Genomic DNA, 26,253 nt, shown 5'->3' on the forward strand with positions numbered 1-26,253 from the left:
GGCCGTCATGACCAATGTAAACAGCAATAACATGACTGATGCCGCCATCTGCGAAATTGCGCCAAACGGTGTCGCAACCATTACACTGAACCGCCCGGACATTCACAATGCATTTGATGATGCTCTGATCGCGGACCTGACCGGCAAAATCGAAACCCTTGATGCCGATCCACTTGTCCGCGTCATCATTCTGACCGGGGCTGGCAAAAGCTTTTCGGCCGGGGCGGACCTGAACTGGATGAAGCGCATGGCGGGATATAGCCACGGCGAAAACCTTGCCGATTCACGGGCACTTGCCAAACTGATGAAGGTTTTGAACTTTGCGTCAAAACCAACCATCGCGCTGGTCAACGGGGCTGCCTTTGGCGGCGGGGTTGGCCTGGCTGCGTGCTGCGACATCGTGATTGCATCTGATCGGGCAAGTTTCTGCCTGTCCGAGGTCAAGCTTGGCCTGATCCCGGCGGTGATTTCACCCTATGTGGTCGAGGCCATCGGGGTTAATCAGGCCCGCCGCTATTTCCTGAGTGCCGAACGGTTCAACGCCGAAACAGCCAAACAGATCGGACTGGTGCATGAAATCGTTGCGAGTGATGAACTGGCTGCGCGCGGCGATGAAATGGCAAATATTCTGCTGGCCAATGGCCCGGCTGCCATGCATGCCGCCAAGGACCTGATCTATGCGGTTGCCAACAAGCCGATTTCCGACGCCGTCATTGACGATACCGCGCACCGCATCGCCGATCAGCGTGCCAGCGATGAAGGCCGCGAAGGTGTTGGTGCCTTTCTGGAAAAACGTCCCGCGAACTGGAGCAAGAAATAATGCCGCGTAAATTACTGATCGCCAACCGCGGTGAAATTGCCTGCCGCGTGATCAAGACCGCCCGTCGCATGGGTATTGCAACCGTTGCCGTTTATTCCGATGCGGACGCCAACGCGTTGCATGTCAAACATGCTGACGAGGCCTATCACATCGGCGCCCCCGCCCCAAAGGACAGCTATCTGCGCACCGACCGTCTGCTTGAAGTCATCGCACAATCAGGTGCCGATGCGGTTCATCCGGGCTATGGGTTCCTGTCGGAAAATGCCGGTTTTGCCGACGCGCTTGAAAAAGCCGGTTGCGTCTTTGTCGGACCACCGGCAAGTGCCATCCGTGCAATGGGCTCCAAATCCGAAGCCAAGAAAATCATGGATAAGGCGGGTGTGCCGCTTGTCCCCGGTTATCACGGCGAAGATCAGGACCCCGACCTTTTGGCCGCCGAGGCCGACAAAATCGGCTATCCGGTTCTGATCAAGGCATCGGCTGGTGGTGGCGGCAAGGGCATGCGCGCCGTTGAAAAGGCATCCGACTTCAAGGACGCCCTGATCAGCTGCAAACGCGAAGCCGCCAGCAGCTTTGGCGATGACCATTGCCTGATTGAAAAGCTGATTGTCAAACCGCGCCATGTCGAAATTCAGGTCTTTGCCGACAGCCACGGCAGCGCGGTTTACCTGTTTGAACGTGACTGTTCGCTTCAGCGTCGCCACCAGAAAGTGATCGAAGAAGCGCCTGCCCCGGGCATGAGCCAGGAACTCCGCGCCCAGATGGGTCAGGCCGCCGTTGATGCCGCCAAGGCCATTGGTTATCAGGGGGCCGGTACGGTTGAATTCCTTCTTGATGCATCGGGCAGTTTCTATTTCATGGAAATGAACACCCGCCTTCAGGTCGAACATCCGGTGACCGAAAAAATCACCGGCGAAGATCTTGTGGAATGGCAGCTTCGCGTTGCTGATGGTGAAAAATTGCCCAAGGCGCAGGAAGAACTGTCGATCAACGGCCATTCGTTCGAAGTTCGCATCTATGCCGAAGACCCGCAGAACGATTTCCTTCCGGCCACCGGCAAGCTTGTGCATATGCGCATGCCGCGTGAAACCGACCATGTCCGCGTCGATACCGGCGTGTATGAAGGTGGCGAAGTTTCGATCCATTATGACCCGATGATCGCCAAGCTGATCACTTGGGATGTTGATCGCAAATCGGCGCTGCGCCGTATGGCATCGGCCCTTGATGATGTTCAGATCGTCGGGGTCACCACCAATACCGGTTTCCTTGGCAATATTGCCCGTCATCCGGCCTTTGAACGTGGCGAAGTCGAAACCGGCTTTATCCCGCATTATCAGGATGACCTGATCCCGGCACCGGCAACACCCGATAACGAGGCCCTGGCATTTGCCGCCCTTGATATCCTGCTGACCCGCGATGCGGAGGCCGCGGCACATGCAGCCCAAAGCAACGATCCCTATTCGCCCTGGAACAGCACGGCCGGTTTCCGTCTGAATGACGATAACCACCATGACCTGATCCTGCGTCACGAAGGATCGGACATCGCGGTCAAAGTCCATTACCGTGACAGCGGCTATGTCATCGATATGCCCGATGGTAGCGCTATCATCGCGTCTGCCGATTATGATGAAAACGGCGCGATTGTTGCCAAACTTGATAATGTCCGCAAACGGGCCACGGTCCTGCGCGATGGCAATCGTATGACAATATTCCGCACCGGTCGCGTTGATCGTCTTGATATCTTTGATCCGCTGGCAGCAGCCGGTGGCAACGAAGGTGCCGGTGGCGGCCTGACCGCCCCGATGCCCGGTAAAATCATCGCCGTGATGGCAGAACCCGGCCAGACCGTAACCGCCGGGGACAAGCTTGTCGTCATGGAAGCGATGAAAATGGAACACACCATTTCCGCCCCCGTTTCGGGCACGGTCAAGGAAGTGTTCTTTGCCGTCGGCGATCAGGTTGATGATGGTGCCGAACTGATCGCGATTGAGGAGGCCCAGTAATGGCCGCGATTTCCGATCTGCCAAACCGGGTTAAAATCGTTGAAGTCGGTCCGCGCGACGGGCTTCAGAACGAAAAGACCATGGTTGCGACCGCCACCAAGGTGGAATTGATCAACCGGCTGAATGATGCCGGACTATCGGTGATCGAAGCCACCGCCTTTGTCAGCCCGAAATGGGTACCGCAAATGGCCGATGCGTCCGAAGTCATGGCACAGATCACCCGCAAGCATGGCGTGACCTATCCGGTGCTGGCCCCGAACCTTAAGGGGCTGGAAGCCGCCATCGCCAGCGGCGCAACCGAGGTGGCGGTATTTGGCGCGGCATCGGAAAGTTTCTCGCAAAAGAACATCAATTGTTCGATTGCCGAAAGCCTTGATCGTTTTCGCCCGGTAACGGATGCCGCCCGCGCGGCCGGTCTTGCTGTCCGCGGCTATGTATCCTGCGTTTTGGGCTGCCCGTATGAGGGCGATATTGCCCCTGTAAAAGTCGCCGAGGTTTCCAAGGCCCTTTATGACATGGGCTGTTATGAAATCAGTCTGGGCGACACCATTGGAACGGGCACCCCGACCAAGGCACAGGCGATGATTGATGCAGTTGCCAAACATGTGCCGGTCGAAAAACTGGCCGCACATTTCCATGACACCTATGGTCAGGCACTTGCCAATTTGCTGGCGGTTCTTCAGATGGGCGTTGCCACCATCGACAGTTCGGTTGCGGGTCTAGGCGGCTGCCCCTATGCCAAGGGGGCCAGTGGCAATGTCGCGACTGAGGACGTTATCTATATGCTGAACGGCCTTGGGATCGAGACCGGTATCGATCTTGAAAAGCTTGCCGAGACAGGAAGCTGGATTTGTGATCAGATAGGAAGATCAAGTGCTTCGAAGGTCAATTTGGCCTTTGCGGCAAAGCGGCAAACTTCCGGGGAATAATGAATGGGCCCGTCAAATTACAGCTTCCGACGGGCCACCCCAAATGATCTGCCAATGATTAGACGCTGGTTGCATGTCCCCGAAGTCATCCGCTGGTGGGGCGATCCGGTCGAACAGATTGAACTGATTTCTGAAGATGTCGAACTGGCCGAAATGGCAACGCTGATTGTGTCATACCGCAATCGGCCCTTTGCCTTTGCCCAGCATTACGATGCCCATCAATGGCCACAGGCGCATTTTGATCCCCTGCCCGCCCAGACACGCTGTCTTGATGCGTTTATCGGTGTGCCTGACATGATGGGATCCGGGCATGGCCAGATGTTTTTGAAAACACTGGCCCGCATGCTGTTTGAACGCGGTGCACCAATGATCGGCATTGACCCCGATCCCGAAAACGAACGCGCCATCCGGTGTTATGAAGCCATCGGTTTCAAGGCCGGGCGGGAATATGAAACGGCGAAGGGCCCCTGTCTTTTGATGACCCTTGCGCCGTCTGATCTTGCCTAGGCTGCCCGTACAGAATTCAAGAACTGCTCGACCTTGCTGCGCAGGTTTTCAGATTCCTTGGACAATTCTGCTGCGGCACTGAGAACCTGCTCGGCCGCAGTACCGGTTGAATCGGCTGCTTCATTCACGCTGACAATATTGGTGGTGACTTCGGATGTCCCAACCGATGCTTCCTGGACGTTTCGGGTGATCTCAAGGGTCGCAGCCCCCTGTTGTTCGACCGCACTTGCAATTGCTGCTGAAATTTCGCTGATCTCGGCAATCGTCGTCGAAATCGAGGCAATCGCATTCACCGCACCATTGGTTTCATTCTGAATGCCGGTGATCTGGGCTGTGATATCCTCGGTCGCGCGCGATGTTGCGGTCGCAAGGTTTTTGACCTCTGCGGCGACAACGGCAAAACCCTTGCCCGCATCGCCGGCACGGGCGGCCTCGATCGTGGCGTTCAGCGCCAGAAGATTGGTCTGTTCCGCGATGTCGCTGATCAGACCGACCACATCGCCGATCTTCTGGGCGGCTTCGGCAAGGCCGCGGACCTGTGCGTTGGTTTTTTCCGCATCCTCGACCGCGCGATGGGCCACCGCCGTGGACTGATTGACCTGCTGATTGATTTCAGCAATCGACGCGCTGAGTTCTTCGGTGGCACTGGCCACGGTCTGAACATTGGTTGATGCCTGTTCGGCAGCCGCGGCAACAATGCCCGACTGACGACTGGTTTCTTCGGCCGTGCTGCTCATGCCGGTTGCGGTTGCCTGCATTTCGGTTGCGGCTGACGCCAGCGTTTTCAGAACCACCGAGATATCCGCATCAAAGCCGGTGGTCAGTTCACTGATTTTCCGGGCGCGCTGTTCGCGGACCTTGACGGCCTCGGCCTCCTGGGCGGCCAGTTCATCAGCCCGGATCATGTTCTGTTTAAAGACCAGAACCGCCTTGGACATATTACCGATTTCGTCGCTGCGATCCTGACCGGGAATTTCAACCTGCTTGTTGCCACCGGCAAGATCATTCATCGCATCGGTGATCTTGCGGATCGGACCGGAGATGCCCGCACCGATGAACCATGCCGCCGCAATCCCGAGTATGATGGCAAATCCCGAAAGGACTTCGCTGATGATGACCGACTGTTCGGCGGCCGCTGTTGCACGCGGTCCGATTTCATCCTGTTCGGCTTTGACATCAAGTTTCAGTTCTTCAAGTTCCTTGGCGACAATCGGACCAATACGGTCAAGGGTATTGGTCACGATATCTGCGCGCGCCGGATCGCCAGTTGGCAATGCCACCAGCCTGTCAAACGCTTCGGAATAGATTTTAAGGTTCTCGCCCGCCAGACGCGCATCTTCCTTGCGGTCATCTTCTGTCAAAAGCGCCGCCAGCTCATCATTGAGTGCGGAAGTCGCGGCAAGGCGGTCCTTGACCCGCTGGGCGGACTGGGCATTTCCGGTCAGCAAGTAATCTTTTACAGCAACCCGTGCTTCGAGAAGGTTGGCCTGCACACGACCGGCCTGGTTGGATTGCAATGCGACCTGTCGATAGCGCACAAAGTCATCCCCCACACTGCCAATCGACAGCACCCCGATCATGGAGACGCCCGCCAAAAGGACAAGGATGGCCCCAAAGCCACCAAACACCTTTGCCGATATTTTCAGATTGTTAAATGCCGCGATCATGAAGCGCTCCTATCGCCAAGTCGCCCGACATAGACTGGGCTTATTTAAATATAAGAAAAGCAAAGGCTTGCGTCGGATTTTGTGTGAACAATGTCACATATTACAGGTTGTATCTGCATGGCAAGCTGCAATCGGCCAAATGATCCGCCTACCTAACCACCAGACATAAAAGAACAAAAAGAAAGGGCACCCGATCGGGTGCCCTTGCGCCAGAGCCACACAGCCCTGTCTGTTCGGTATGATTATCAGGCCACAGGGCCCGAAATCATGATGCTTTCTGATCCAGCGCAGCGCGACGGCGTTCGCGCAGGGACTGGGCCGTGACACGGCCATCACCGGTCGGCTGATAATAGACCGTCATTTCCTTCAATGCGGCGCGGACCTTGGTCAAGGCGGTTTCGCCATCAACATTGAGTTCATAGGAATCAAAGCCGCAACGGTGCATATAAAGGATCTGGTCACGCAGGACGTCGCCAATGGCGCGCAATTCGCCCTTGAACCCCATCCGTTCGCGCAGAACGCGGCCGTATGAATAGCCGCGACCGTCGGTATAGGCCGGGAAATTGACCGTAATGATCGACAAACGGTCAAGGTCATCCGCCAGATCTTCTGGCGCGTCACCGGGATTGAGCTGTACGCCCAAACCACCATTGCGCCCCAGAAGGCTGTCGCGTTCTTCCTTGAACCGTGCCAGCGGCACGATCAGGTTTTCATCGCTGGATGGCAGATCGCCTTCGGCATCAACGGTGATCCATTCCTGTTCGATCACGCTGTCATTCTTAACGATCGCCATAAAGCACCTCCTTGAACGGGTCCATGCCGACACGACGATAGGTGTCGATGAAACGTTCGCCGCTTTCGCGGATTTCGATATATTTGGTCACCAGACTTTCGATGGCATCGACAACCTCGGCCTCGGAGAAACCGGCACCGGCGATCTTGCCGATCGATGCATCCTGGCTGGCATCGCCGCCCAGGGTGATCTGATAGAATTCCTTGCCGCGTTTATCGAGACCAAGAATACCGATATGGCCGACATGGTGATGCCCGCAGGCATTGATGCAGCCGGAAATCTTGATCTTGAGTTCGCCAATGTCATGCTGGCGTTCCAGATCACCGAAACGTTCTGAAATGCGCTGCGACAGCGGGATCGAACGTGCGGTTGCCAGGGCGCAATAATCAAGCCCCGGGCAGGAGATGATATCGGTGACATACCCAAGGTTTGCCGTCCCCAGACCCGCCGCATCAAGGGCGGTCCAAAGAGCAAACAGATCGGCCTTTTTCACATGCGGCAGAACAAGGTTCTGTTCATGGGTCACACGGACATCGCCAAAGCTGTATTTTTCCGAAAGATCGGCAACCAGTTCCATCTGGCTATCGGTTGCATCGCCCGGAATGCCGCCAATCGGTTTGAGCGAAACGTTGGCAATGGCATAGCCCGGCTGTTTGTGCGCAACCACGTTCGAACGCACCCAGTTGAAGAAGCCGCGATTTTCCGCCTTGTGGCGTTCAAAATCGGCATCGTCGTCTGACAGGTCTTCGAATGCAGGCGGTGCGAATTGCGCAATGTAATGTGCAATTTCTTCATCGCCGACACGCAGGGAACCATCCTTGATCTGTTCCCATTCTTCTTCGACAAGACGGCGGACTTCCTCGACACCCAGTTCATGCACCAGGATCTTGATACGGGCCTTGTACTTGTTATCGCGACGGCCAAAACGGTTATAAACACGCAGGATGGCCTCAAGATACGAAAACAGGTCATTCTTGCCGATGAAGTCACGGACGGTTTTGCCAACAAATGGCGTACGGCCAAGACCACCGCCGACGATGACTTCAAAGCCGGTTTCGCCTGCGTCGTTCTGATGCATGCGAAGACCGATATCATGCACCTTGACCGCAGCACGGTCATTGGGCGAACCGGTCACGGCGATTTTGAACTTGCGCGGCAAGTAGGTGAATTCCGGGTGGAATGTCGACCACTGGCGGATCAGTTCGCAATAGGGACGCGGATCTTCGATTTCATCGGCCGCGGCACCGGCATACTGGTCGGTCGTGGTATTACGAATGCAGTTGCCAGACGTCTGGATGGCATGCATCTCGACATTGGCAAGATCAAGCAATGCGTCCGGAATTTCATCAAGCTTCGGCCAGTTATACTGGATATTCTGGCGCGTGGTGAAATGGCCATAGCCCTTGTCATATTTGCGGGCAATCATGCCAAGCTGACGCAGCTGATCAGCGCGCAGCGTGCCATAGGGAATGGCAACGCGCAGCATATAGGCGTGCAGCTGAAGATACACACCGTTCATCAAACGCAGCGGACGGAACTGTTCTTCGGTAATGTCACCGGCCAGACGGCGTTTTACCTGTTCACGGAACTGCTCGGTGCGTTCCTGAACAAGCTGGCGGTCAAAATCGTCGTAACGATACATCGGGTCTCTCCTTATACCGCCTGATAGCCAAGGTCTTCACGGACACTCGGGCCTTTTGTGCGCAGAACTTCGCGGTATTTTGTCGGAACCAGTCCACCGTCCTGCTGTTCGACATCAATCAGATACGGCCCGACGATAACCACGTCGAGTTCGGGGGCGCTTGCTTCGGCAAGCATCGCCTCGGCGGCATCTTTTCCGTCGGCAACGCGGGCGTCATTGATGTTTTCGCTCCAACCGCCTTGTGCGGTCAAAAACACCACCAACCCATCACCAAGACGGTTTGCCGTGACAACTTGCAGGGACATTCGGTTCTCTCAGCCTGTAAATCTCTCGGGTTTGGTCCATTGATCGGACCTTTTCTGCACAAGAATTTGTCTGATTAACCAAAATTGGTCAAGTTTTTTTGTGAAATAGACTTAAATACACTAATTTATGTGTTTTATTAATCCGTCCTTGACCCCTGATCGTAGGGGTTCTAGGTCAGAACGCGGAACATACCCTTGCGACAAAACGCCCCAAAAGAAGATCACGAAATGCCACTGCATATCATCAAACTCAGCGTCGGCACGGAAACCCCGGAAGGACTGCGGGAATGGCAGACATGGTTTCAGGAAAACTATGGCCGGATTTTCCACACCACGCGCATGACGCCCAAACGCCGCGACGAGATTCTGGATGGTGGTTCGATCTATTGGGTGATCAAAGGGGCCATTCGCTGTCGCCAGCGCGTCATTGATCTTGAAGAATTCGTCAATGAAGAAGGCACCAAATATTGCCGTATCGTCCTTGATCCCGAACTGATCGAAACCCGCCCCTATCCGCATCGTGCCTTTCAAGGATGGCGTTACCTGACCGAAGACAAATGCCCGCCCGATGACAAACAGGGCGGCGATACTCAAACGCTGCCCGATGACATGGCCGATGAGTTACGCGATCTTGGCTTGATCTGATCCAGGAACCGGTCGGGGCAGCTGCCCCGACGGCCGGATCAATCGGGTGCCATCGCACCATCTTCGTCAATTTCACGCAACGTCTGGGCAACCTCGCCCTTTAGCCAGTTCACAAACGCCTGCACCCGCGGCCGTCTGAGATGTTCTTCCGGGTAAACCAGGTAATAGGCCCCGTTTGACGCCACGGTTTGCGGAAAGGGCCGCACCAGGTTCCCGGCCTTGAGATCAAGGGCGGCAAGACTGGTGCGCGCCATGCCAAGCCCCTGCCCCATCAGGGCCGCCTGAATGACCATATCACCGGAATTGAATCGCAAACCGCGACTGACATCGACGCCGCTGACACCGACACCATCAAGCCAGAATTCCCAGTCCGCTGCATGGGGATGATCCATGATCGCAGTTGCATCATGAAGCAACTGGTGACCGGCAATATCCCTGGGCGTGTTCAGGGCCGGGCTGTTTGCCAGATATGCCGGACTGCACACCGGAAATGATTCGTCACGCATCAGCATTTCGCAATTCAGGTTGGGATATTTACCACTGCCAAACCGCACGGCAAGATCGATCCCCTCGGTGCGCAGATCAACCATGCGGTCATCGGCATGAATGCGCACATCAATGTCGGGATAGGCTTCCCGAAAATATCCCAGACGCGGCACCAGCCATTTAACCGCAAAGCTTTGCAGAACACTGACGGTGACAACACCGGCCTCCTCGACCAGCATCAGACGTTCTATTTCATCCGATATGCGTGAAAAACCCGCAGTGGTCGCATGGGCAAGCTGGGCCCCCTCCTCGGTCAGGTAAATCTGGCGCGGCAGACGATGAAACAGCTTGAACCCAAGGTATTCTTCGAGCTGACGCACCTGCTGACTGATCGCCCCCTGGGTAACGAAAAGTTCCTCGGCTGCCTTGGTGAAACTCAGATGTCGGGCGGCGGCATCAAAGGCGCGCAAGGATTGCAGGGGTGGCAGCCGCATCGAGCTTCTCCGGTTATGGATTAGATCAACTAATCCAATTGATCAGAAATAGTCGTTTGTCGATCGCTAATCATAGCCGCAATATGGGTTTCACAGCAAACATTGCATTAGCAATATTAACCCATGGAGAAGATCATGGCTTACACGGCTTGCCCTGCTCCGACATCCCAGGAGCCACAACAAACCGCCCGGCACACGCTTTCGACCATCACCATCACGCGGCGTTTGCACCACATCCCGGGCCTGATCAACATATTGGCAGATCGTTATGCGCGTTTCGTCGCCATTCGTCGTCAACGCCGGACACTTTTGTCCCTGACGGATGCGCAACTCCTTGATATCGGCCTGACACGTGCCGATGCCGAAGAAGAATACCGGCGCTCTTTCAATCTGCTTTGATCACATCTGATCATTAAGGAACCTGTTTTGGTGCCGCCCCCACGGCTTTTACATCCCAAACAGGCTCCCCCTTCGCGTCACCTGCACAACTTGCAATCCGCCTGCCCGACCGACCCCCTATCGGTCGGGCATTTTCATCATCGGGTCGAATTGATCCAGTTCATTGCAAATGATTGATTAATCTCGCACTGTTTCCAACATACCCTTCATACAGTGTGAAAGTTTGACAATGAATGCGGGCAAAAAATCATCCGGAAAGAAAAAGAACGGCACGTCTGAACTGCTGACAAAGGCCACACGCCGCACAGGCAAAAGCCGGTCGGCAGCCAACAGGTCATCGGCGCTGTCACAACTTGATACCGAGACCAAGGACCGGTTCTTGCTGGATTCCGAAAACATGACCATGGACCGTCTGGATGACCGGCCATCGGATCGTAACGGGATCGCCAATGCCATCGCCGATGATTTACCGCCTGACATCAATCCCGATCCCGCGGCACGGGCAAAAAAGATGCGCGGGAAGCAATATCTTGAACTGATCGCGCCGCTTCATATCGAACTTTTGAAATTGCAAAACTGGATCAAGGCCGAAAATCTGAAATCGCTGATCATTTTTGAAGGCCGCGATGCTGCGGGCAAAGGTGGCACCATCAAACGGTTTACCGAACATCTTAATCCGCGTGGCGCACGGATTGTTGCCTTGGGCAAACCCAATGATCGCGAACTGACCCAGTGGTATTTCCAGCGTTACATCGAACATCTGCCAAGCGGCGGTGAAATCGCGCTGTTTGACCGGTCCTGGTATAACCGCGCCATGGTCGAACGGGTCATGGGCTTTTGCAGCATGTTCGAAGTCAGCGAATTTCTGCAATCGGTTCCCGAACTCGAAAGAATGCTGATCCGGTCAAACATCCACATGACCAAGTTCTATTTCTCGGTCAGCAAAAAGGAACAGGCAAGACGCTTTCAACAGCGCAAGAATGATCCGCTCAAACAATGGAAACTCAGCCCGGTCGATCTGGCATCCCAAAACCTTTGGGACTCCTATACCGAGGCCAAACGTGACATGTTTTTCCATACATCAACCACCGACAGCCCATGGGTCATTGTTAAGTCCGATGACAAGAAACGTGCGCGGATCAATGCCATGCGTTTTTATCTGTCGCAGTTTGATTATCCCGGGAAACGGCCGGAAATTCTGATTTATGACCGCCGCATCATCCACAGCGTCGCCGAAGAACTCGACGAAGATTAACCCCGTAAAATGACGCTGGTCTTCCAGATCGTGAAAACATTGTCGTGGTGACATTTGCCTTCATTGACATTGCTTGCCCCGCAACCTTTACTGGTGTCCATCTGTATCTGGGAGGCAAACAATGGCCAAATGTGCATTTATCGGTCTCGGTGTCATGGGATACCCGATGGCCGGTCACCTGCAAAAAGCAGGTCACGACGTAACTGTTTATAACCGTACGGCTGCCAAGGCCGAAAAATGGGTTTCCGAATATGGCGGATCTTCTGCCCCGACCCCGGCCGAAGCGGCCAAGGGGGCGGAATTCGTATTTTCGTGCGTTGGCAATGATGATGATCTTCGCAGTGTCATGCTTGGCGATGGCGGCATGTTTGCCGGCATGGATAAGGGTGCGGTCCTGATCGACAACACCACCGCATCGGCAGATGTCGCACGCGAACTTTATGCTGCGGCCAAGGCACAAGGCATTTCCTTTATTGATGCGCCGGTATCTGGCGGTCAGGCCGGGGCCGAAAACGGCGTTCTTACCGTCATGTGTGGCGGCGATAAGGTTGCATTTGATCGCGCAGCGCCGGTGATTGATGCCTTTGCACGCTCTTGCCAGCTGATGGGCGAAAGCGGTGCCGGTCAGCTGACCAAAATGGTCAACCAGATTTGCATCGCCGGTCTGGTCCAGGGTCTTTCCGAAGGTGTCAATTTCGGCGTCAAGGCCGGCCTTGATATGGAAAAGGTTCTTGATGTCATTTCCAAGGGTGCGGCTGGCAGCTGGCAGATGGAAAACCGTGGCAGCACGATGGTTCAGAACAAGTTTGATTTCGGCTTTGCCGTTGACTGGATGCGCAAGGATCTTGGCATTTGCCTTGAAGAATCCAAACGCAATGGCGCCCGCCTGCCGGTCACCGCACTTGTCGATCAGTTCTATGCCCAGGTGCAGGAACGCGGCGGCAATCGCTGGGATACTTCAAGCCTGATTGATCTGCTTGCCCGCGGGTAACAGCATCCGACCAAACAAGAAAAAAGCGCGACCGGCACCGGTCGCGCTTTTTGTTTTCTATACGGTATCTGGTCCTACAGACCGGCACGCAACAGCGGTTCAACCTGATTGCGATATGCGGCAAGCGGACCATCATTGAAATACCCGACAGCACATTCCAGAACAGAATCCCGATAAGGATTGTCAGCGTCTTCTGTCTGGTCTTCGAGATTGTCCCGGCTGCTTTTGCCAAGGCGGGTTATTGCGATATCCTGTTCACAGCTTTTGGCATCAAGTTTTGCCAGTGACTGACGCGGATCACGTCGGCGGGCGGGCAAGGCATTGGCCAGATCGATTTCGCGTTCGAATTCTTCGGCATCGGCACGATTGACTTCGATGTCCGGGATAACGCCATTGCCCTGAACAATATGGTTTTCCGGCGTGGTGTAATAGCCGGTGGTGATTTTAAGTCCACCGCCCGACGTCAACGGCATGATCCGCTGCATCGACCCCTTTCCGAATGAACGTTCCCCGATAATCACACCGCGCCCGTTTTCCCGAAGGGCAGCTGCCATCAGCTCCGCACCGGAAGCTGACCCGCGATCCAGCAAAATGGCCATCGGGACCTTGTCAAAGAAGTCCGCCCGGTCTGCTTCATAGCTGCGCAATTTGCGCTCTCCACGGCCTTCGGTGGCAACGATCAGCCCATCGGTCAGGAATTGATCGGCAATGTCCGCCGCACTATCAAGCAACCCGCCCGGGTTTCGTCGCAAATCAACAATTATGCCGCGCGGCTTGGCGATCTTGTCTTCCAGCTCAGACAGGTATTCCTGTGTCTGGTCCAGGGTGGTCGCATCAAAACGCGATACACGAATGTAACCGATATCCTGGTCAATGATCGCGGCGCTGACCGACGGGACTTCGATCCGCGCACGTTTGACAGTTACATCAAAACTGTCTTCGACGCGCATGATGGTCAGAGTCACCGGATCACCAACCCGTCCGCGCATTCTGCGGACCGCCTCGGAAATTGGTTCGCCTTTCATCTGATACCCGTCAATATGAGTGATGCGGTCATCGGGGCGCAAACCGGCACGTGCGGCCGGCGTGTCATCGATCGGGGAAACAATCCGGATACGCTTGTCATCATCAAGGGCGATCACAATGCCGACACCGGCAAAACTTCCTTCGGTGCTTTCCTGAAGACGACGGAACATGTCATCTGTCATATAGGCGCTGTGCGGATCCAGGTTGTGCAAACTGTCATCAAGAACCGCCCCGACAATGCCGGTCGGCGATTTGTCTTCGGTGTCGATTTCATCAAGCATCGCAATGCTGTTTTCGACAAAGGCAGCACGGTCGATTTTCTCGACATAGGTTTCGGAAAGAACCTGAAGTGCTTCGACATACAGTTTGTCGGCATGGGCAAATTGTTCGTCAGTCGCACCAACAGTCACGCTGTCGCGATAAGCATCAAGGAATCTGCGTTCTTCGTCACTTGGCCAGGCGGGCCCGGCACAGGCGACCAACCTTGTTCCGGCAAACGAAATCAGCACCGCAAACAAAATTGGCAATAATCCTTTACGCAGCAAAAGCCCACTCCTGTCCTGTTAACTTGTCTTCCGGATACAATTCACATGCATGTCTGGCGACTATAGGTATTCCATATTGCCAATATTGCAATGCGAATGCGTCTCGACTGGGGCAAGTCTAGCCTGCCTTTATACGCTTGGCGACCCCTCGAGACCGAATTACCCGAGGATTCAGCTCACATCGCGATCAATATGGGGTGAATTGTCATATCGGAAGCATTTTGTCCATTTGCCAGTGGCAAACGCATTTCGCCCTTAAACCAATGTCGAAGTCAGAAAACAGATAGCCGTGCTGAAACAGACTCGATCTTGGTGCGATGCACCGTTATGCTGTTCCAAACAATCAAAGTCGGCAAAAAGTCGACTGTTCCGAGCGGGCGGCTCACATTTCAGGGAGACGTCTTTTTTCATGAGCGATTTTACGCCACCGGTTTCCGATTTCCGGTTTCTCATCCACGATGTCATCGGTCTTGAAACCGTTGCCGGGTTAACGGCCTTTTCCGAAACAAGTGCCGATCTTGTTGACGCCATTCTCGAAGAAGCTGCCAAATTTGCGGCATCAGTACTCGCGCCGTTAAATCGCACCGGCGATCAGGAAGGTGCCAAGCTTCTTGCCAATGGCAAAGTCCAAACCGCTTCTGGCTGGACGGATGCCTATACCCAGTTCTGTGAAGGCGGATGGCAAGGCATATCTGCCCCGGAATCAGAAGGTGGCATGGGGCTTCCGATCCTGCTCGGCGCGGCTGTCGCGGAGATGTGGCAGGCATCAAATATGGCATTTGCGCTTTGCCCGATGCTGACGGCCGGTGCGATCGAGGCACTTATTGCGCACGGATCGGATGCCCAGCGATCGCTTTACCTGTCACGCATGATCAGCGGCGAATGGACCGGGACGATGAACCTGACCGAACCGCAGGCGGGTTCCGATCTTTCGAAAGTCCGCAGTATCGCCGTTCCCAAAGACGACGGCAGTTATGCCATCAGCGGACAAAAGATTTTCATTACCTATGGCGATCACGAGATGACGGAAAATATCGTTCATCTTGTTCTGGCGCGCACACCCGATGCCCCTGCCGGGGTCAAGGGCATCTCGCTTTTCATTGTTCCCAAGTTTCTGGTTAGCGAGACCGGTGAAATCGGCACGCGCAACGATGTTCATTGTGTATCCCTTGAACACAAGCTTGGCATCCATGCCAGCCCGACGGCGGTTCTGTCATTTGGCGATAATGGTGGTGCAACCGGCTATCTTGTTGGCGAAGAAGGCAAGGGTCTTGCCTATATGTTCACCATGATGAACAACGCGCGTCTGGCAGTTGGACAGCAAGGTGTCGCGATCTCGGAACGTGCCTATCAGCAGGCACTTGATTATGCCCTTACCCGCAAACAGGGGCGCGATCCGAAAACCGGCGAAGATGCACCGATTATTGTTCATGGCGATGTCCAGCGCATGCTGATGCGCATGCGATCCTCGACCGAAGCAGCACGTGCATTGTCACTTTATGCCGCTGTCCAGCTTGATCTGGCCCATCACCTTGACGACCCGACAGCCAAAGCTGCCGCGCAGGCGCGGGCAGATCTGCTGATCCCGCTGGTCAAGGCATGGTCGACGGATATTGGGGTCGATAATGCATCGCTCGGGGTTCAGGTTCATGGCGGCATGGGTTTTATCGAGGAAACCGGCGCAGCCCAGCATCTTCGTGATGCCCGCATCGCACCGATCTATGAAGGCACCAACGGCATTCAGGCACTCGATTTCATCGGGCGCAAGGTCTTGCGCGACAACGCGGCTGCACTTGCTGCGCTGATAACCGATATCCGGAAAACCATTTCTGAAACTCGCAATTCCGGCTCCGAAAGCGGCAATGACGTTGGCGATGCGGCAACGGCCCTTGAACATGCAATCAAGGCGCTTGAGCACAGCACCGCAACAATCATTGAACGGTGCCGCACCGATGACCGGATGATGCAGGTTCTGGCAACCCCTTATTTGCGACAGGCGGCACTTTGTGTATCGGGCTGGCTGATCCTCAGATCCATGACGGCCGCGGCCAAAGCAGATATTTCTTCCGATTTTGGCGCACGCAAGATCGCTACATGCCGGTTCTTCTTTGAACAGTTGCTTCCTGAAGCAGCATTTATGGCAACCCAGATTGAAAATAGCCGCCGGGCAGAATTGCACGAAACCCAGCCACTATTTTGACAAACTCTTTGCCGAGATTGTGCTGCGCCATCGTTGCCATAAGACGACGATGGCGCAGACATTTCTAATACACGCCCTGCCCCACAGCTTTGATGCTTCTGCAAACGCCAACATTCGGAAATTCCGTACGGTTTGTCCCAATTTGGCGATAATTTCCTGTTTCGGTTTTTGATTGCTTCTCTATAATCCGCCCGATGAATCGCTTAACCCGATATATGCTTAAACAGCAGCTGATTATGATGGTGTTTGTGACACTGGGGCTTCTCTGTGTCATTTGGCTGTCGCAAAGCCTGCGTTTTGTCGAAATGATTGTGAACCGGGGTCTGTCGATCTCGGTGTTTTTGCAGCTGACATCTTTGCTGCTGCCGAGCTTTTTGACGATCATCATTCCGATTTCGTTGTTTTTCGTTATTGTCTTTACCTACAACAAACTTATCCAGGATCGCGAACTGATCATTATGCGATCAGCCGGCCTTAACCAATGGGCGCTGGCAAAGCCGGCGCTGATTGTTGCGCTGCTGTCGACGGGTGTTTGTTATTTCCTGACATTGTTTTACCTTCCCTACAGCTATCAGCAGTTCAAGGAACTGCAATTCTCGATCCGCAATGACTTTTCGTCGGTGTTGTTGCAGGAGGGGAGCTTTACCGATCTTGATGGTCTGACCGTTTATGTGCGCGAAGTTGGTCGCGACAACGAGTTGCTTGGTATTCTGGTCCACGATTCCCGCGACCCCGACCAGCAGACAACTATGATGGCAAAGCACGGTGCGCTGTTGCGAACCGATGAAGGGCCGCGCATTGTGCTGCTTGATGGTAACCGGCAGGAAGTCAACGCCGAAGACGGTACGATGTCGATCCTGTATTTTGACCGCTATGCCGTTGATATCGCGCATAGTGCAGAAGACCCGACATTGCGTTATCGCGAGGCCCGTGAACGCGGTGTATTCAATCTTCTTACCGGAACACCACCAGACATTGCATCAAACGATATCGGGGCCTTCCGGGCCGAAGGGCATGACAGATTGATTTCGCCTCTTAACGCGATTGCATTTGCAAGCATTGCGCTTGCGGTTCTGGTATCAAGCAGTTTCTCGCGGCGGGGCCAGACCGGGCGTCTGTTGATTGCGATTGGCGTCATGGTTCTTTGTCAGGCACTTGGCATTGCGATGAAAAACCTTGCGGCCAAGAATTCCGCCTTGATCCCGCTGATGTATGCCAACGCGTTTCTGCCGATTATTTTGGGCTTGTACTGGACATTCCGCGGGCCTCAGATCCGTGCCAAACGCGCGATCGCTGAAGAGGCAGAGGCATGAGACTGTCACCGACCCTCACATGGTATTTCGGAAAGCATGTTCTGTTTTCTATTCTGGCCGTTCTGGCTCTTTTGATCGGTCTGATCCTGATTGGTGATACGATCGAACTTCTCAGACGGGCTGGAAGCAAACCGGACGCCACTGTCGGAATTGTTGTTCAGATGGCGACCAGCAGAATTCCCTTCATGACAGAAAAGGTTCTGCCATTTGCGGTTTTGTTCGGGTCGATGTTCTCGTTCTGGAAGCTCACGGGGAATCAGGAACTGGTCGTCACTCGCGCTGCCGGTGTTTCTGCATGGCAATTTTTGCTGCCCCCCATTCTTTGCGCATTGATCCTCGGCTCTATTCAGGTCGCGGCCCTCAATCCGTTATCTTCAATCCTGTTGCAGCGCTATGAAATGCTCGAAGCGCGCTATTTGCAGAACAATGTCAGCGTGATGAATTTGTCTTCAAGCGGGCTTTGGTTGCGCCAGGGCACACAGGATGGTCAGGCTGTCATTTATGCACGCGCGGTGCGCAGCCAGCAGGATGACCAAATTGACCTTCGCAACGTAACAATCTTCCGCTTTCAGAATTCCGATGATTTCACCACCCGGATCGACGCTGCGCGTGCCGTTCTTGAACCGGGCACCTGGCATTTTTATGATGCCTGGACCTTTACACCCGGTCAGGCCAGCCAGTTTACTGAAAGCATGAAGCTTCCGACCAACCTGACGGCGCGCAAAATCCAGGACAGCTTTGCTTCACCTGAAACCATGTCGTTCTGGGATCTCAAGCCATTCATCAATTTGCTGGAACGTGCCGGTTTCAACGCCACACGCCACCGCATTCACTTCCATAGCCTGCTGTCGCGCCCGCTTTTGCTGTGTGCGATGGTTCTCATTGCTGCGGCGTTCTGTCTTAAATTTTCTCGACGCAGACGGGCATCCCTTGTTATCGGTGGTGGGGTGACAACCGGATTCATCTTGTATTTCTGTACCGACGTCATTTCAGCTTTGGGCGTTTCTGGCGGAATTCCACCAATTTTGTCAGCCTGGGCACCCGCCGGTATTTCTTTGTTACTCGGGGTTTCAACATTGCTACATCTTGAGGATGGCTAGTCAGATGACCATTGCGGGGGGAATGATAAAAAGACTGGCAACCAGTACAATACTGGGATGTGGCATTGTGCTTTTTGGGGGCCAGTTCGGTATTCCGTTGGCACAAGCCCAGGATGTGAATGCACAACAACCGGATCAGGTAGCACCTGCTATCCTGTTTAGCGCCGATGAAGTTGATTATAACCGTGAGCTGCAAACTGTTACTGCGCGCGGTAATGTCGAAATTTCACGCGAAGGACGCATCCTTCTTGCCGATACGGTCAGTTATGATCGCAGTCAGGACGTTCTGACGGCATCTGGCAATGTCAGTATTACAGAGCCAACCGGTGAAGTAACCTTTGCCAGCTATGTGGAGCTCAGTGGCGATTTCAAGAACGGCATTGTCAAAGATATCTATGTTCTTCTTGATGAAAATACCCGCCTGGCTGGTACCGGTGCGCGACGCAGTGCCGGTAATTTTACGGAAATCGCCAAAGCGGTCTATTCCCCGTGCAAGGTTTGCGAGGATGATGACGGCACGGCAGGAACGCCATTATGGCGTATCCGTGCGGCGCGTGTGCTTCACGATGCCGAAAACAAGACCGTTGAATACGAAGATGCCCGACTTGAATTCGCTGGCGTTCCAGTGTTTTACACCCCCTACATGCAACATCCGGACCCTACTGTAAAACGGCAATCGGGACTTCTGGCGCCATCCTTTGGCAGCACAAGCTATGTCGGATCCTATTTCAGTCAGCCCTATTACTGGGCGATTGACAAAAGCAAGGATATGACCTTCACACCGACCTACACACTGGATGAAGGGGCACTGCTCGCAACCGAGTATCGCCAACGCTTTGATGCGGGGGAACTTGAAGCAACCGGAAGCGTTACCCAGGACAGCAATGATGACTGGCAAGGTCACATTGACGCAGAAGGCCGTTTTGACATCGACCCGACCTGGCGTTGGGGCTTTGACGCCGAGCAGGCCAGTGAGAAAACATATCTGTCACGCTACGGGTTTGCCTCGCCTTCGGTGCTGACCTCAAACCTGTTTACGGAGGGTTTCCGGGGCGCGAGCTACACCCGCGTTGACGGATATTATTTCCAGGGCCTTAAATCTGGAGATGACAGGGACACAACACCGATCGTCCTGCCGCATATGCAATTCCACGGGCAAACAGCCCCTGCCAAATATGGAAGCATAACGACCCTTGATGTTGACGGTCTTTCCTTGACGCGTGAGGACGGGGCTGACTCGCACCGGGCTTCAGCAAAGGTCGGTTGGGAACTTCCGCATGTTGGCACATTGGGTGATGTGACAAAGCTCAGCCTGTCTGTGCGCGGCGACAGCTATATGGTCTCTGACGTGGAACGTGACAACAAAGACGACTATAGCGGATACACAGGACGGATGCTTCCATTGGCCGCGATTGACTGGCGCATGCCGTTTGTCAGCGATCAAGGGGCATATCATCAGGTCATCACCCCAGTTGCGATGGCGGCCTGGTCACCGAATGGCGGCAACCCGGAAGAGATTCCCAACGAGGATTCCCAGTCCTTCGAACTTGATGATATCAATCTGTTTGCCCATGACCGGTTTGGTGGCATTGACCGCGCCGAAGACGGCTTTCGCGCCAGTTACGGTCTCGAATGGGGGCTTTATGGGCCGACCGGTGGCTATACAAGTGCAATGTTCGGCCAAAGTTACCGCGCTGCGGAAAATGATACGTTTGCAGAAGGATCGGGACTTGACGAACATATGTCTGACTATGTCGGGCGCTTTACTGTTGCGCCCAGCCAATATCTTGACCTGACCTATCGTTATCGCTTGGATAAGGACGATTTCTCCGCCCGTCGCAATCAGGTTGCATTAACTGCTGGTTCAGTTGATACGCTCCGCGTGAACACCACTTACGTACACTTCACAGATGATGCAGGTAGCGAAGAGTTCAACGAACGCGAAGAGTTATATTTCAGGGCTGAGCGGCAGTTTTCTGAATACTGGTCGGGCATGGCATATGGTCGCTACGACATAGATCAGTCAGACCCCTTGGAATATGGTGTCGGCTTTGTGTATGAAGATGAATGCTTTATCTTTGATGGGCGGATACGTCGCACCTTCTATCAGGACCAGGATCTTGGTGAATCAGACGAATTCCTGTTCCGCCTGGTCTTCAAAACGCTGGGTGAAGTTGCCTCCGCAGCCGGATTGTAAGAAAACATGATTTCAAAAGTTTCGATTTTCAAAATATCAAATATCTGCGCTGTCGTTGGCGCGATTGCCCTGTTGGCAATGGCGGCCCCGTCAAAGGCGCAATCGCCGGTCGGCGTCGCTGCGGTCGTGAATGATGATCCGATTTCAATCATTGATCTGGTTGAACGTATCAAGCTTGTTGCGGTTTCATCCAACATCCGGATGACCCCGGAAAAAAGCAACGAGATCGCGCCGCAAATTCTGCAGCAGTTGATCAACGAAACCTTGCAGTTGCAGGAGGCAGAGCGCCGCGGCATCGAAGTGACCGAGGCTGATATCACCCGTGGCAAAACACTGATCGAGCAAAATGCAGGCCTGCCCGAAGGGACGCTTGATGCATTTCTTGAGCAGCGCGGCATCGCACCGGGCACAATTGAAAACCAGATCCGTCCGCAGGTTGCCTGGCAACGGCTGTTGGGTTCCATGCGCAGTCAGGTAGAGATTTCCGAAGCAGAAATTGACGAAAACCTTCAGCGCATTGTCAACAACCAGGGAAAACCGCGAAATCGCGTTCAGGAAATTTTTCTTCCGGTAGACAATCCGCAAGACAGTACACGCGTTTATCAAACCGCACAGGAAGTTCTGGGCGCGTTGCAGCAAGGAGCTGACTTCAGTGCCCTGGCACGTCAGTTTTCTGCAAGTGCAAGTGCGGCAAATGGTGGTGATCTTGGCTGGTTATATGCCGGCGAACTCGCAGGTGATCTGCAGCAGGCTGTAAACCAGCTTGAACCGGGCAATGTCAGTGCCCCGATCCAGACCATTCGCGGATATTATATCATCAAACTTCTCGACCGGCGTGTCGGCGACGCAGGGGCAATTACCGATGTAAGGCTTGACCTTTATCAGTTATTTGTTCCCCTGTCTCAGTCCATGCCAAAAGAGCAGATTGACGCCAAAGTCGCCGTTCTGCGCAACACGCAGGAAACCGCAAACAGTTGTCAGGCATTGGCAAATGTCGCGGTTGACCTTGGCTCCGAGATGAGCGGCGAAATGAAGGGCATTTCCCCCAACGAACTGTCCGGACCAGTTGCCCAGGCGATCACCAATCTTCAACCTGGTCAGCCATCCAATATTGTTCAGGTCGATGGCGGTGCGCTGCTGGTGATGATTTGCAACAAAACCGAAGAAAGCAATCTGCCCGATCGCAAGGACATCGAAAACCGTCTCATGATGGAACGTCTTGATATCCTGGCACGCCGCAAGCTGCGTGAATTGCGTCGACAGGCCTTTATCGACATCCGTATGTGATCGTGCAAAGGCAGGAACAGAATGAGCAAAATCGCACCGATTGCACTAACCATCGGTGAGCCTGGCGGCATCGGGCCAGAGCTTTGCCTCAAGGCATGGCTGCGTCGCAAAGATGAAAGCCTGTCGCCATTCTGTGTCCTGTCACCGATCACGATTCTTGATCATGCGGTAAAGCAGCTTGGCGAAAATGTTCCGATCAAAGTTGTTTCGGACATCTCGGAAGCAATCACCGTTTTTGACAATGCCCTGCCCGTTCTGGCACTTGATGAATGCGATGCCATGCCGATATCGGGTACTGCATCGGCAAATACCGCAACTGTGGTGATCGAGAGCATCACCCGCGCAGTAAAGCTGTGTGAAGATGGTTCGGCCTGTGGCGTTGTAACCAACCCCATTCAGAAAAGTGCGCTCTATGAAGCCGGGTTCAAACATCCCGGTCATACGGAATTCCTTGCCGAACTGGCAGGACCGGGAACCGTTCCGGTGATGATGCTGGCCAATTCAAAGCTTCGCGTTGTTCCACTGACCATCCATATCGCGCTGAGCGACGTCCCCAAACAGCTGACGTCGGACAGCATCATTGAACAATGCGAGATTACAGCAACGGCCTTGCAACGGGATTTCGGCATTGAAATGCCGCGTCTGGCAATTGCCGGGCTTAACCCGCATGCCGGTGAAAACGGATCAATGGGCAGCGAAGAACAAACAATTATCGAGCCTGCCATCAACGCATTGCGCAAGAAGGGATTGGACGTTATTGGCCCCCTGCCCGCAGATACCATGTTCCATAATGAAGCCCGCGAGAATTATGACGTTGCGTTATGCCCCTACCATGATCAGGCCCTGATCCCGGTCAAGACACTTGATTTTCATGGTGGCGTAAATGTCACGCTGGGATTGCCATTTATCAGAACATCGCCAGACCACGGCACGGCGTTGAACATCGCCGGGAAAGGCATCGCCCGCCCCGATAGCCTGATAGCAGCCCTTAAATTGGCTGCGGACATGGCACATGAACGCCTGACAGGAGCCTGACCCACGTGTCAGAAGATAACGATACTACTGGAAAACTGGCCAATGACGGCCTGCCGCCGCTTCGTGAAGTCATTGCAACGCATGGCTTGTCGGCACAAAAGAAATTCGGGCAGAACTTCCTGTTTGACCTAAACCTGACCGGGCGTATTGCCCGTGCAGCGGCCCCGCTTGAGGACGCAACCGTCATTGAAATTGGTCCGGGACCAGGTGGCCTGACACGTGCGTTGCTGTTCCATGGTGCAAAAAATCTGACCGTAATTGAACGCGATCCGCGTTGCCAACCGGTTCTGGAGCAAATCAGCAACCACTATCCCGGCGCCCTGCACGTCATTGACGGTGATGCACTGGACGTTGACGTCACCAAGCTTGGCCCGGCCCCGCGCAAGATTGTCGCCAACCTGCCATACAATGTCGGCACACAGCTTTTGCTGGGCTGGCTGATGCAGATCGACCAGTTCGCCAGCCTGACCCTGATGTTCCAGAAGGAAGTCGCCGAACGCGTTGTCGCGGGCCCCAAAAGCAAGGCCTATGGCCGGTTGTCGGTCCTGTGCCAATATCTGTGTGACTGTGACATCCTGTTTGATGTTCATCGCAGTGCATTCACACCACCGCCCAAGGTTACATCCGCGGTCGTGCAACTGCGCCCGAAAGCCGACCGGGGGGCAGATATCAACCTTGCAAGTCTTGCCAAAATCACCCAGGCGGCATTTGGTCAGCGCCGTAAAATGCTGCGCGCCAGCCTGAAAACCCTGAATATCAATGTTGGTGAATTGCTCGACAAGGCTGGAATCACGGAAACTGCCCGGGCGGAGGAACTCAGCGTCGCGGACTTTGTCCGCCTGACACAGGTCCATGATGAAATGGCCGCTTCGTAAAGCGGCCATTTTTCATTTGCGCTATCAGTTGATCAATCGGTCAGAAGCTTTTTGACAAAGCTTGGCAAGCCGGTTTGACGGCCGCGTTTGATCCGCTCGGCACCGATAATATGCTGCACATCGGCAAGACAACGTTCCAGATCATCATTGATCAGGACATAGTCGAATTCTTCCCAATGACTGATTTCTGCGCCGGCCTTGGCCATGCGCTTCATGATGACATCGTCGGCATCCTGTCCGCGATCACGCAAACGGCGTTCAAGCTCGGCCGAAGACGGCGGAAGGATAAAGACCGAAACCACGTCCGCACCGCCCTTGTCACGCAGCTGGCGCGCACCTTGCCAGTCGATATCAAACAGCACGTCATGCCCGTCAGAAAGAGCCTTTTCGACCGGGGCCTTCGGAGTACCATAATAATTGCCGAACACTTCAGCCCATTCCAGCAATTCATCGTCAGCAATCATATGTTTGAAGGCATCAACCGACTTGAAGAAATAATGCTTTCCTTCTTCTTCGCCCGGACGGGCGTCGCGCGTGGTTGCAGATACCGAAAGCGATATCCGGTCATCTTTTTCAAGCAGCTGACGGGTAATGGTTGTCTTGCCCGCACCGGACGGGGCACAGAAAACCAGCATCACACCACGACGGTTATGTGGATCGGTCATTTTGAATTCCTTCCCTGCCCGCTTATTCGACGTTCTGGACCTGCTCGCGGAGCTGATCAATGATCACTTTCAGCTCCATGCCGCAATTGGTCAGTTCGATATCATTGGCTTTTGAGCAAAGCGTATTGGCTTCGCGGTTGAATTCCTGACACAGGAAGTCAAGCTTGCGCCCGATAGAACCGCCTTTGGTCAGCATGTCACGTGCTGCCGAAATATGTGCTTTCAGACGATCGATCTCTTCGCGGATATCGGCCTTGGTTGCAAGCAGGGCTGCTTCCTGGTGCAGGCGTTCTGGTTCGAACTTGCCGGCATCGAGCAATTCTTCAACCTGGCGCTTGAGACGTTCACGAATGGCGTCCCCCCGTGCAGCTGCACAGCTTTCCGCCCGCGTCACTGTGGCTTCGATATTATCGACATGTCCGCGCAGCATGGCATCAAGCTTTTCGCCTTCTTCCGCACGATGGGCTGCCATCTGATCAATTGCATCGGCAAGGCTTGAAAGCACAGCATCGTCGCGCGCGTCGCGGGTTGCCTCGTCTTCCTGTGGTTCGATTGCCTCAAGAACGCCACGCACATTCATCAGATCGGCGATGGTTCCGGCCGACAGGCTGCTGGTATTGTCGAACTCTTCGGCGATGGCAATCAATTCGGCAAGAAGTTCACGATTTACGGCATAGGACCCGCTATCCGATGCCCGAACGACATTAAGGGTCACACCAATATTACCGCGCTTGAAACGTTTGGACACCGCATCGCGCACCTTGGCTTCAAGCCGTTCAAACCCGCCATTCAAACGGACACGCACATCAAGGCCCTTGCCATTGACGCTGCGCAATTCCCAGGTCCAGCCGAAACCTTCCGCTGCACCGTCGGTGCGGGCAAAGCCGGTCATGCTTGATACGGTCATATTCCCATCCAGTATGATTTCATGTTTGCGCGTTTATAACGTTTGCCCTTTACCGCGCCAAGGGCCAAGGTTTCAAGGCACGTTGATAACTGCAATATGGGATCAAAATGCCCGTATTTCATAATGCTGCCCTATTGCTGCATCATGGTCCGCAAAATTCGACAAAC

The 26,253-nt window shown here is 54.3% G+C and carries 23 protein-coding genes; 15 read left to right on the plus strand and 8 right to left on the minus strand.

What is annotated here, in order from left to right; genetic code table 11:
- The first annotated feature begins 7 nt into the window (after positions 1-7).
- Genes AUQ42_RS08185 through AUQ42_RS08200 form a run of 4 tightly spaced genes read left to right on the plus strand, consistent with a single transcriptional unit; the run spans position 8 to position 4,259 of the window.
- Complete coding sequence (locus tag AUQ42_RS08185; protein WP_068518584.1) at positions 8-820, plus strand: enoyl-CoA hydratase/isomerase family protein; 813 nt, start codon at positions 8-10, stop codon at positions 818-820.
- On the plus strand, positions 820-2,823 hold the full coding sequence (locus tag AUQ42_RS08190; RefSeq protein WP_068518585.1) for an acetyl/propionyl/methylcrotonyl-CoA carboxylase subunit alpha: 2,004 nt from the start codon (positions 820-822) through the stop codon (positions 2,821-2,823). The genes AUQ42_RS08185 and AUQ42_RS08190 overlap by 1 nt, the downstream gene beginning before the upstream one ends.
- On the plus strand, positions 2,823-3,752 hold the full coding sequence (locus AUQ42_RS08195; protein ID WP_068518586.1) for a hydroxymethylglutaryl-CoA lyase: 930 nt from the start codon (positions 2,823-2,825) through the stop codon (positions 3,750-3,752). The genes AUQ42_RS08190 and AUQ42_RS08195 overlap by 1 nt, the downstream gene beginning before the upstream one ends.
- A 3-nt stretch (positions 3,753-3,755) precedes the next feature.
- Complete coding sequence (locus tag AUQ42_RS08200; RefSeq protein ID WP_068518587.1) at positions 3,756-4,259, plus strand: GNAT family N-acetyltransferase; 504 nt, start codon at positions 3,756-3,758, stop codon at positions 4,257-4,259.
- On the opposite strand, the gene AUQ42_RS08205 is transcribed toward AUQ42_RS08200, so the two are convergent.
- The 4 genes from AUQ42_RS08205 to AUQ42_RS08220 form a co-directional block, all read right to left on the minus strand.
- Positions 4,256-5,926: a methyl-accepting chemotaxis protein gene (locus AUQ42_RS08205; protein WP_068518588.1), complete on the minus strand. Its 1,671-nt coding sequence runs from the start codon at positions 5,924-5,926 to the stop codon at positions 4,256-4,258. The two genes, AUQ42_RS08200 and AUQ42_RS08205, sit on opposite strands and share 4 nt — an antisense overlap.
- 265 nt (positions 5,927-6,191) lie before the next feature.
- Complete coding sequence (locus AUQ42_RS08210; RefSeq protein WP_068518589.1) at positions 6,192-6,719, minus strand: DUF934 domain-containing protein; 528 nt, start codon at positions 6,717-6,719, stop codon at positions 6,192-6,194.
- Positions 6,706-8,361 (minus strand): nitrite/sulfite reductase, encoded by a 1,656-nt coding sequence (locus AUQ42_RS08215; protein ID WP_068518590.1) that lies wholly within the window; start codon positions 8,359-8,361, stop codon positions 6,706-6,708. The genes AUQ42_RS08210 and AUQ42_RS08215 overlap by 14 nt, the downstream gene beginning before the upstream one ends.
- Positions 8,362-8,372: 11 nt before the next feature.
- A complete protein-coding gene (locus AUQ42_RS08220; RefSeq protein WP_068518591.1) occupies positions 8,373-8,666 on the minus strand; it encodes a DUF2849 domain-containing protein in 294 nt (97 codons plus the stop codon).
- 228 nt (positions 8,667-8,894) lie between these two features.
- On the opposite strand from AUQ42_RS08220, the gene AUQ42_RS08225 reads away from it, so the two are divergent.
- Positions 8,895-9,311, plus strand: a complete 417-nt coding sequence (locus AUQ42_RS08225) for a DUF1489 family protein (RefSeq protein ID WP_068518592.1) — start codon at positions 8,895-8,897, stop codon at positions 9,309-9,311.
- A gap of 38 nt (positions 9,312-9,349) precedes the next feature.
- Here the strand turns inward: AUQ42_RS08225 and gcvA are convergent, their stop codons facing one another.
- Positions 9,350-10,291 (minus strand): transcriptional regulator GcvA, encoded by a 942-nt coding sequence (gene gcvA / locus AUQ42_RS08230; protein ID WP_068518593.1) that lies wholly within the window; start codon positions 10,289-10,291, stop codon positions 9,350-9,352.
- Positions 10,292-10,426: 135 nt separating this feature from the next.
- Between gcvA and AUQ42_RS08235 the strand changes: the two genes are divergently transcribed.
- From AUQ42_RS08235 to AUQ42_RS08245, 3 genes are all read left to right on the plus strand, one after another.
- Complete coding sequence (locus tag AUQ42_RS08235) at positions 10,427-10,690, plus strand: DUF1127 domain-containing protein (protein WP_156480854.1); 264 nt, start codon at positions 10,427-10,429, stop codon at positions 10,688-10,690.
- Between the two features lie 229 nt (positions 10,691-10,919).
- Positions 10,920-11,945: a polyphosphate kinase 2 gene (gene ppk2 / locus AUQ42_RS08240; RefSeq protein ID WP_068518595.1), complete on the plus strand. Its 1,026-nt coding sequence runs from the start codon at positions 10,920-10,922 to the stop codon at positions 11,943-11,945.
- A 121-nt stretch (positions 11,946-12,066) separates the two neighbouring features.
- On the plus strand, positions 12,067-12,936 hold the full coding sequence (locus AUQ42_RS08245) for an NAD(P)-dependent oxidoreductase (protein WP_068518596.1): 870 nt from the start codon (positions 12,067-12,069) through the stop codon (positions 12,934-12,936).
- Positions 12,937-13,010: 74 nt separating this feature from the next.
- Here AUQ42_RS08245 and AUQ42_RS08250 read toward each other — a convergent pair whose 3' ends face one another.
- A complete protein-coding gene (locus AUQ42_RS08250) occupies positions 13,011-14,507 on the minus strand; it encodes a S41 family peptidase (RefSeq protein WP_231856714.1) in 1,497 nt (498 codons plus the stop codon).
- Between the two features lie 409 nt (positions 14,508-14,916).
- Between AUQ42_RS08250 and AUQ42_RS08255 the strand changes: the two genes are divergently transcribed.
- The 7 genes from AUQ42_RS08255 (at position 14,917) to rsmA (ending at position 24,514) form a co-directional block, all read left to right on the plus strand.
- Complete coding sequence (locus AUQ42_RS08255; RefSeq protein ID WP_068518597.1) at positions 14,917-16,707, plus strand: acyl-CoA dehydrogenase; 1,791 nt, start codon at positions 14,917-14,919, stop codon at positions 16,705-16,707.
- 194 nt (positions 16,708-16,901) lie between these two features.
- Positions 16,902-18,020: an LPS export ABC transporter permease LptF gene (lptF, locus tag AUQ42_RS08260; RefSeq protein WP_228196595.1), complete on the plus strand. Its 1,119-nt coding sequence runs from the start codon at positions 16,902-16,904 to the stop codon at positions 18,018-18,020.
- Complete coding sequence (gene lptG / locus AUQ42_RS08265) at positions 18,017-19,120, plus strand: LPS export ABC transporter permease LptG (RefSeq protein WP_068518599.1); 1,104 nt, start codon at positions 18,017-18,019, stop codon at positions 19,118-19,120. The genes lptF and lptG overlap by 4 nt, the downstream gene beginning before the upstream one ends.
- A gap of 67 nt (positions 19,121-19,187) precedes the next feature.
- Positions 19,188-21,317, plus strand: a complete 2,130-nt coding sequence (locus AUQ42_RS08270) for an LPS-assembly protein LptD (protein WP_231856715.1) — start codon at positions 19,188-19,190, stop codon at positions 21,315-21,317.
- Positions 21,318-21,323: 6 nt separating this feature from the next.
- A complete protein-coding gene (locus AUQ42_RS08275) occupies positions 21,324-22,604 on the plus strand; it encodes a peptidylprolyl isomerase (RefSeq protein WP_068518601.1) in 1,281 nt (426 codons plus the stop codon).
- 21 nt (positions 22,605-22,625) lie between these two features.
- Positions 22,626-23,639 carry a 4-hydroxythreonine-4-phosphate dehydrogenase PdxA gene (gene pdxA, locus AUQ42_RS08280; protein ID WP_068518602.1) on the plus strand — a complete coding sequence of 338 codons (1,014 nt, stop codon included), beginning with the start codon at positions 22,626-22,628 and terminating at the stop codon, positions 23,637-23,639.
- 5 nt (positions 23,640-23,644) lie between these two features.
- Positions 23,645-24,514, plus strand: coding sequence for a 16S rRNA (adenine(1518)-N(6)/adenine(1519)-N(6))-dimethyltransferase RsmA (rsmA, locus tag AUQ42_RS08285; RefSeq protein WP_101247705.1), 870 nt, complete (start codon positions 23,645-23,647; stop codon positions 24,512-24,514).
- 32 nt (positions 24,515-24,546) lie between these two features.
- Here rsmA and gmk read toward each other — a convergent pair whose 3' ends face one another.
- Entirely contained in the window at positions 24,547-25,179 is a 633-nt protein-coding gene (gene gmk / locus AUQ42_RS08290; protein ID WP_068518603.1) for a guanylate kinase, read from the minus strand.
- Between the two features lie 22 nt (positions 25,180-25,201).
- The gene (locus AUQ42_RS08295; protein ID WP_068518604.1) at positions 25,202-26,086 is read right to left on the minus strand and encodes a YicC/YloC family endoribonuclease; all 885 of its coding nucleotides are present in this window, start codon (positions 26,084-26,086) and stop codon (positions 25,202-25,204) included.
- Positions 26,087-26,253 lie beyond the last annotated feature (167 nt).

Source organism: Thalassospira sp. MCCC 1A02491 (genome assembly GCF_001613785.1).
In the GTDB taxonomy this organism is placed as follows: Bacteria; Pseudomonadota; Alphaproteobacteria; order Rhodospirillales; family Thalassospiraceae; genus Thalassospira; species Thalassospira povalilytica.

Bases quoted from the DNA above. Each gene is read 5' to 3' on its own strand.
- AUQ42_RS08185 (WP_068518584.1), top strand. From the start codon at position 8: ATGACCAATGTAAACAGCAATAACATGACTGATGCCGCCATCTGCGAA.
- AUQ42_RS08190 (WP_068518585.1), top strand. From the start codon at position 820: ATGCCGCGTAAATTACTGATCGCCAACCGCGGTGAAATTGCCTGCCGC.
- AUQ42_RS08195 (WP_068518586.1), top strand. From the start codon at position 2,823: ATGGCCGCGATTTCCGATCTGCCAAACCGGGTTAAAATCGTTGAAGTC.
- AUQ42_RS08200 (WP_068518587.1), top strand. From the start codon at position 3,756: ATGGGCCCGTCAAATTACAGCTTCCGACGGGCCACCCCAAATGATCTG.
- AUQ42_RS08205 (WP_068518588.1), bottom strand. From the start codon at position 5,926: ATGATCGCGGCATTTAACAATCTGAAAATATCGGCAAAGGTGTTTGGT.
- AUQ42_RS08210 (WP_068518589.1), bottom strand. From the start codon at position 6,719: ATGGCGATCGTTAAGAATGACAGCGTGATCGAACAGGAATGGATCACC.
- AUQ42_RS08215 (WP_068518590.1), bottom strand. From the start codon at position 8,361: ATGTATCGTTACGACGATTTTGACCGCCAGCTTGTTCAGGAACGCACC.
- AUQ42_RS08220 (WP_068518591.1), bottom strand. From the start codon at position 8,666: ATGTCCCTGCAAGTTGTCACGGCAAACCGTCTTGGTGATGGGTTGGTG.
- AUQ42_RS08225 (WP_068518592.1), top strand. From the start codon at position 8,895: ATGCCACTGCATATCATCAAACTCAGCGTCGGCACGGAAACCCCGGAA.
- gcvA (WP_068518593.1), bottom strand. From the start codon at position 10,291: ATGCGGCTGCCACCCCTGCAATCCTTGCGCGCCTTTGATGCCGCCGCC.
- AUQ42_RS08235 (WP_156480854.1), top strand. From the start codon at position 10,427: ATGGCTTACACGGCTTGCCCTGCTCCGACATCCCAGGAGCCACAACAA.
- ppk2 (WP_068518595.1), top strand. From the start codon at position 10,920: ATGAATGCGGGCAAAAAATCATCCGGAAAGAAAAAGAACGGCACGTCT.
- AUQ42_RS08245 (WP_068518596.1), top strand. From the start codon at position 12,067: ATGGCCAAATGTGCATTTATCGGTCTCGGTGTCATGGGATACCCGATG.
- AUQ42_RS08255 (WP_068518597.1), top strand. From the start codon at position 14,917: ATGAGCGATTTTACGCCACCGGTTTCCGATTTCCGGTTTCTCATCCAC.
- lptF (WP_228196595.1), top strand. From the start codon at position 16,902: ATGAATCGCTTAACCCGATATATGCTTAAACAGCAGCTGATTATGATG.
- lptG (WP_068518599.1), top strand. From the start codon at position 18,017: ATGAGACTGTCACCGACCCTCACATGGTATTTCGGAAAGCATGTTCTG.
- AUQ42_RS08275 (WP_068518601.1), top strand. From the start codon at position 21,324: ATGATTTCAAAAGTTTCGATTTTCAAAATATCAAATATCTGCGCTGTC.
- pdxA (WP_068518602.1), top strand. From the start codon at position 22,626: ATGAGCAAAATCGCACCGATTGCACTAACCATCGGTGAGCCTGGCGGC.
- gmk (WP_068518603.1), bottom strand. From the start codon at position 25,179: ATGACCGATCCACATAACCGTCGTGGTGTGATGCTGGTTTTCTGTGCC.
- AUQ42_RS08295 (WP_068518604.1), bottom strand. From the start codon at position 26,086: ATGACCGTATCAAGCATGACCGGCTTTGCCCGCACCGACGGTGCAGCG.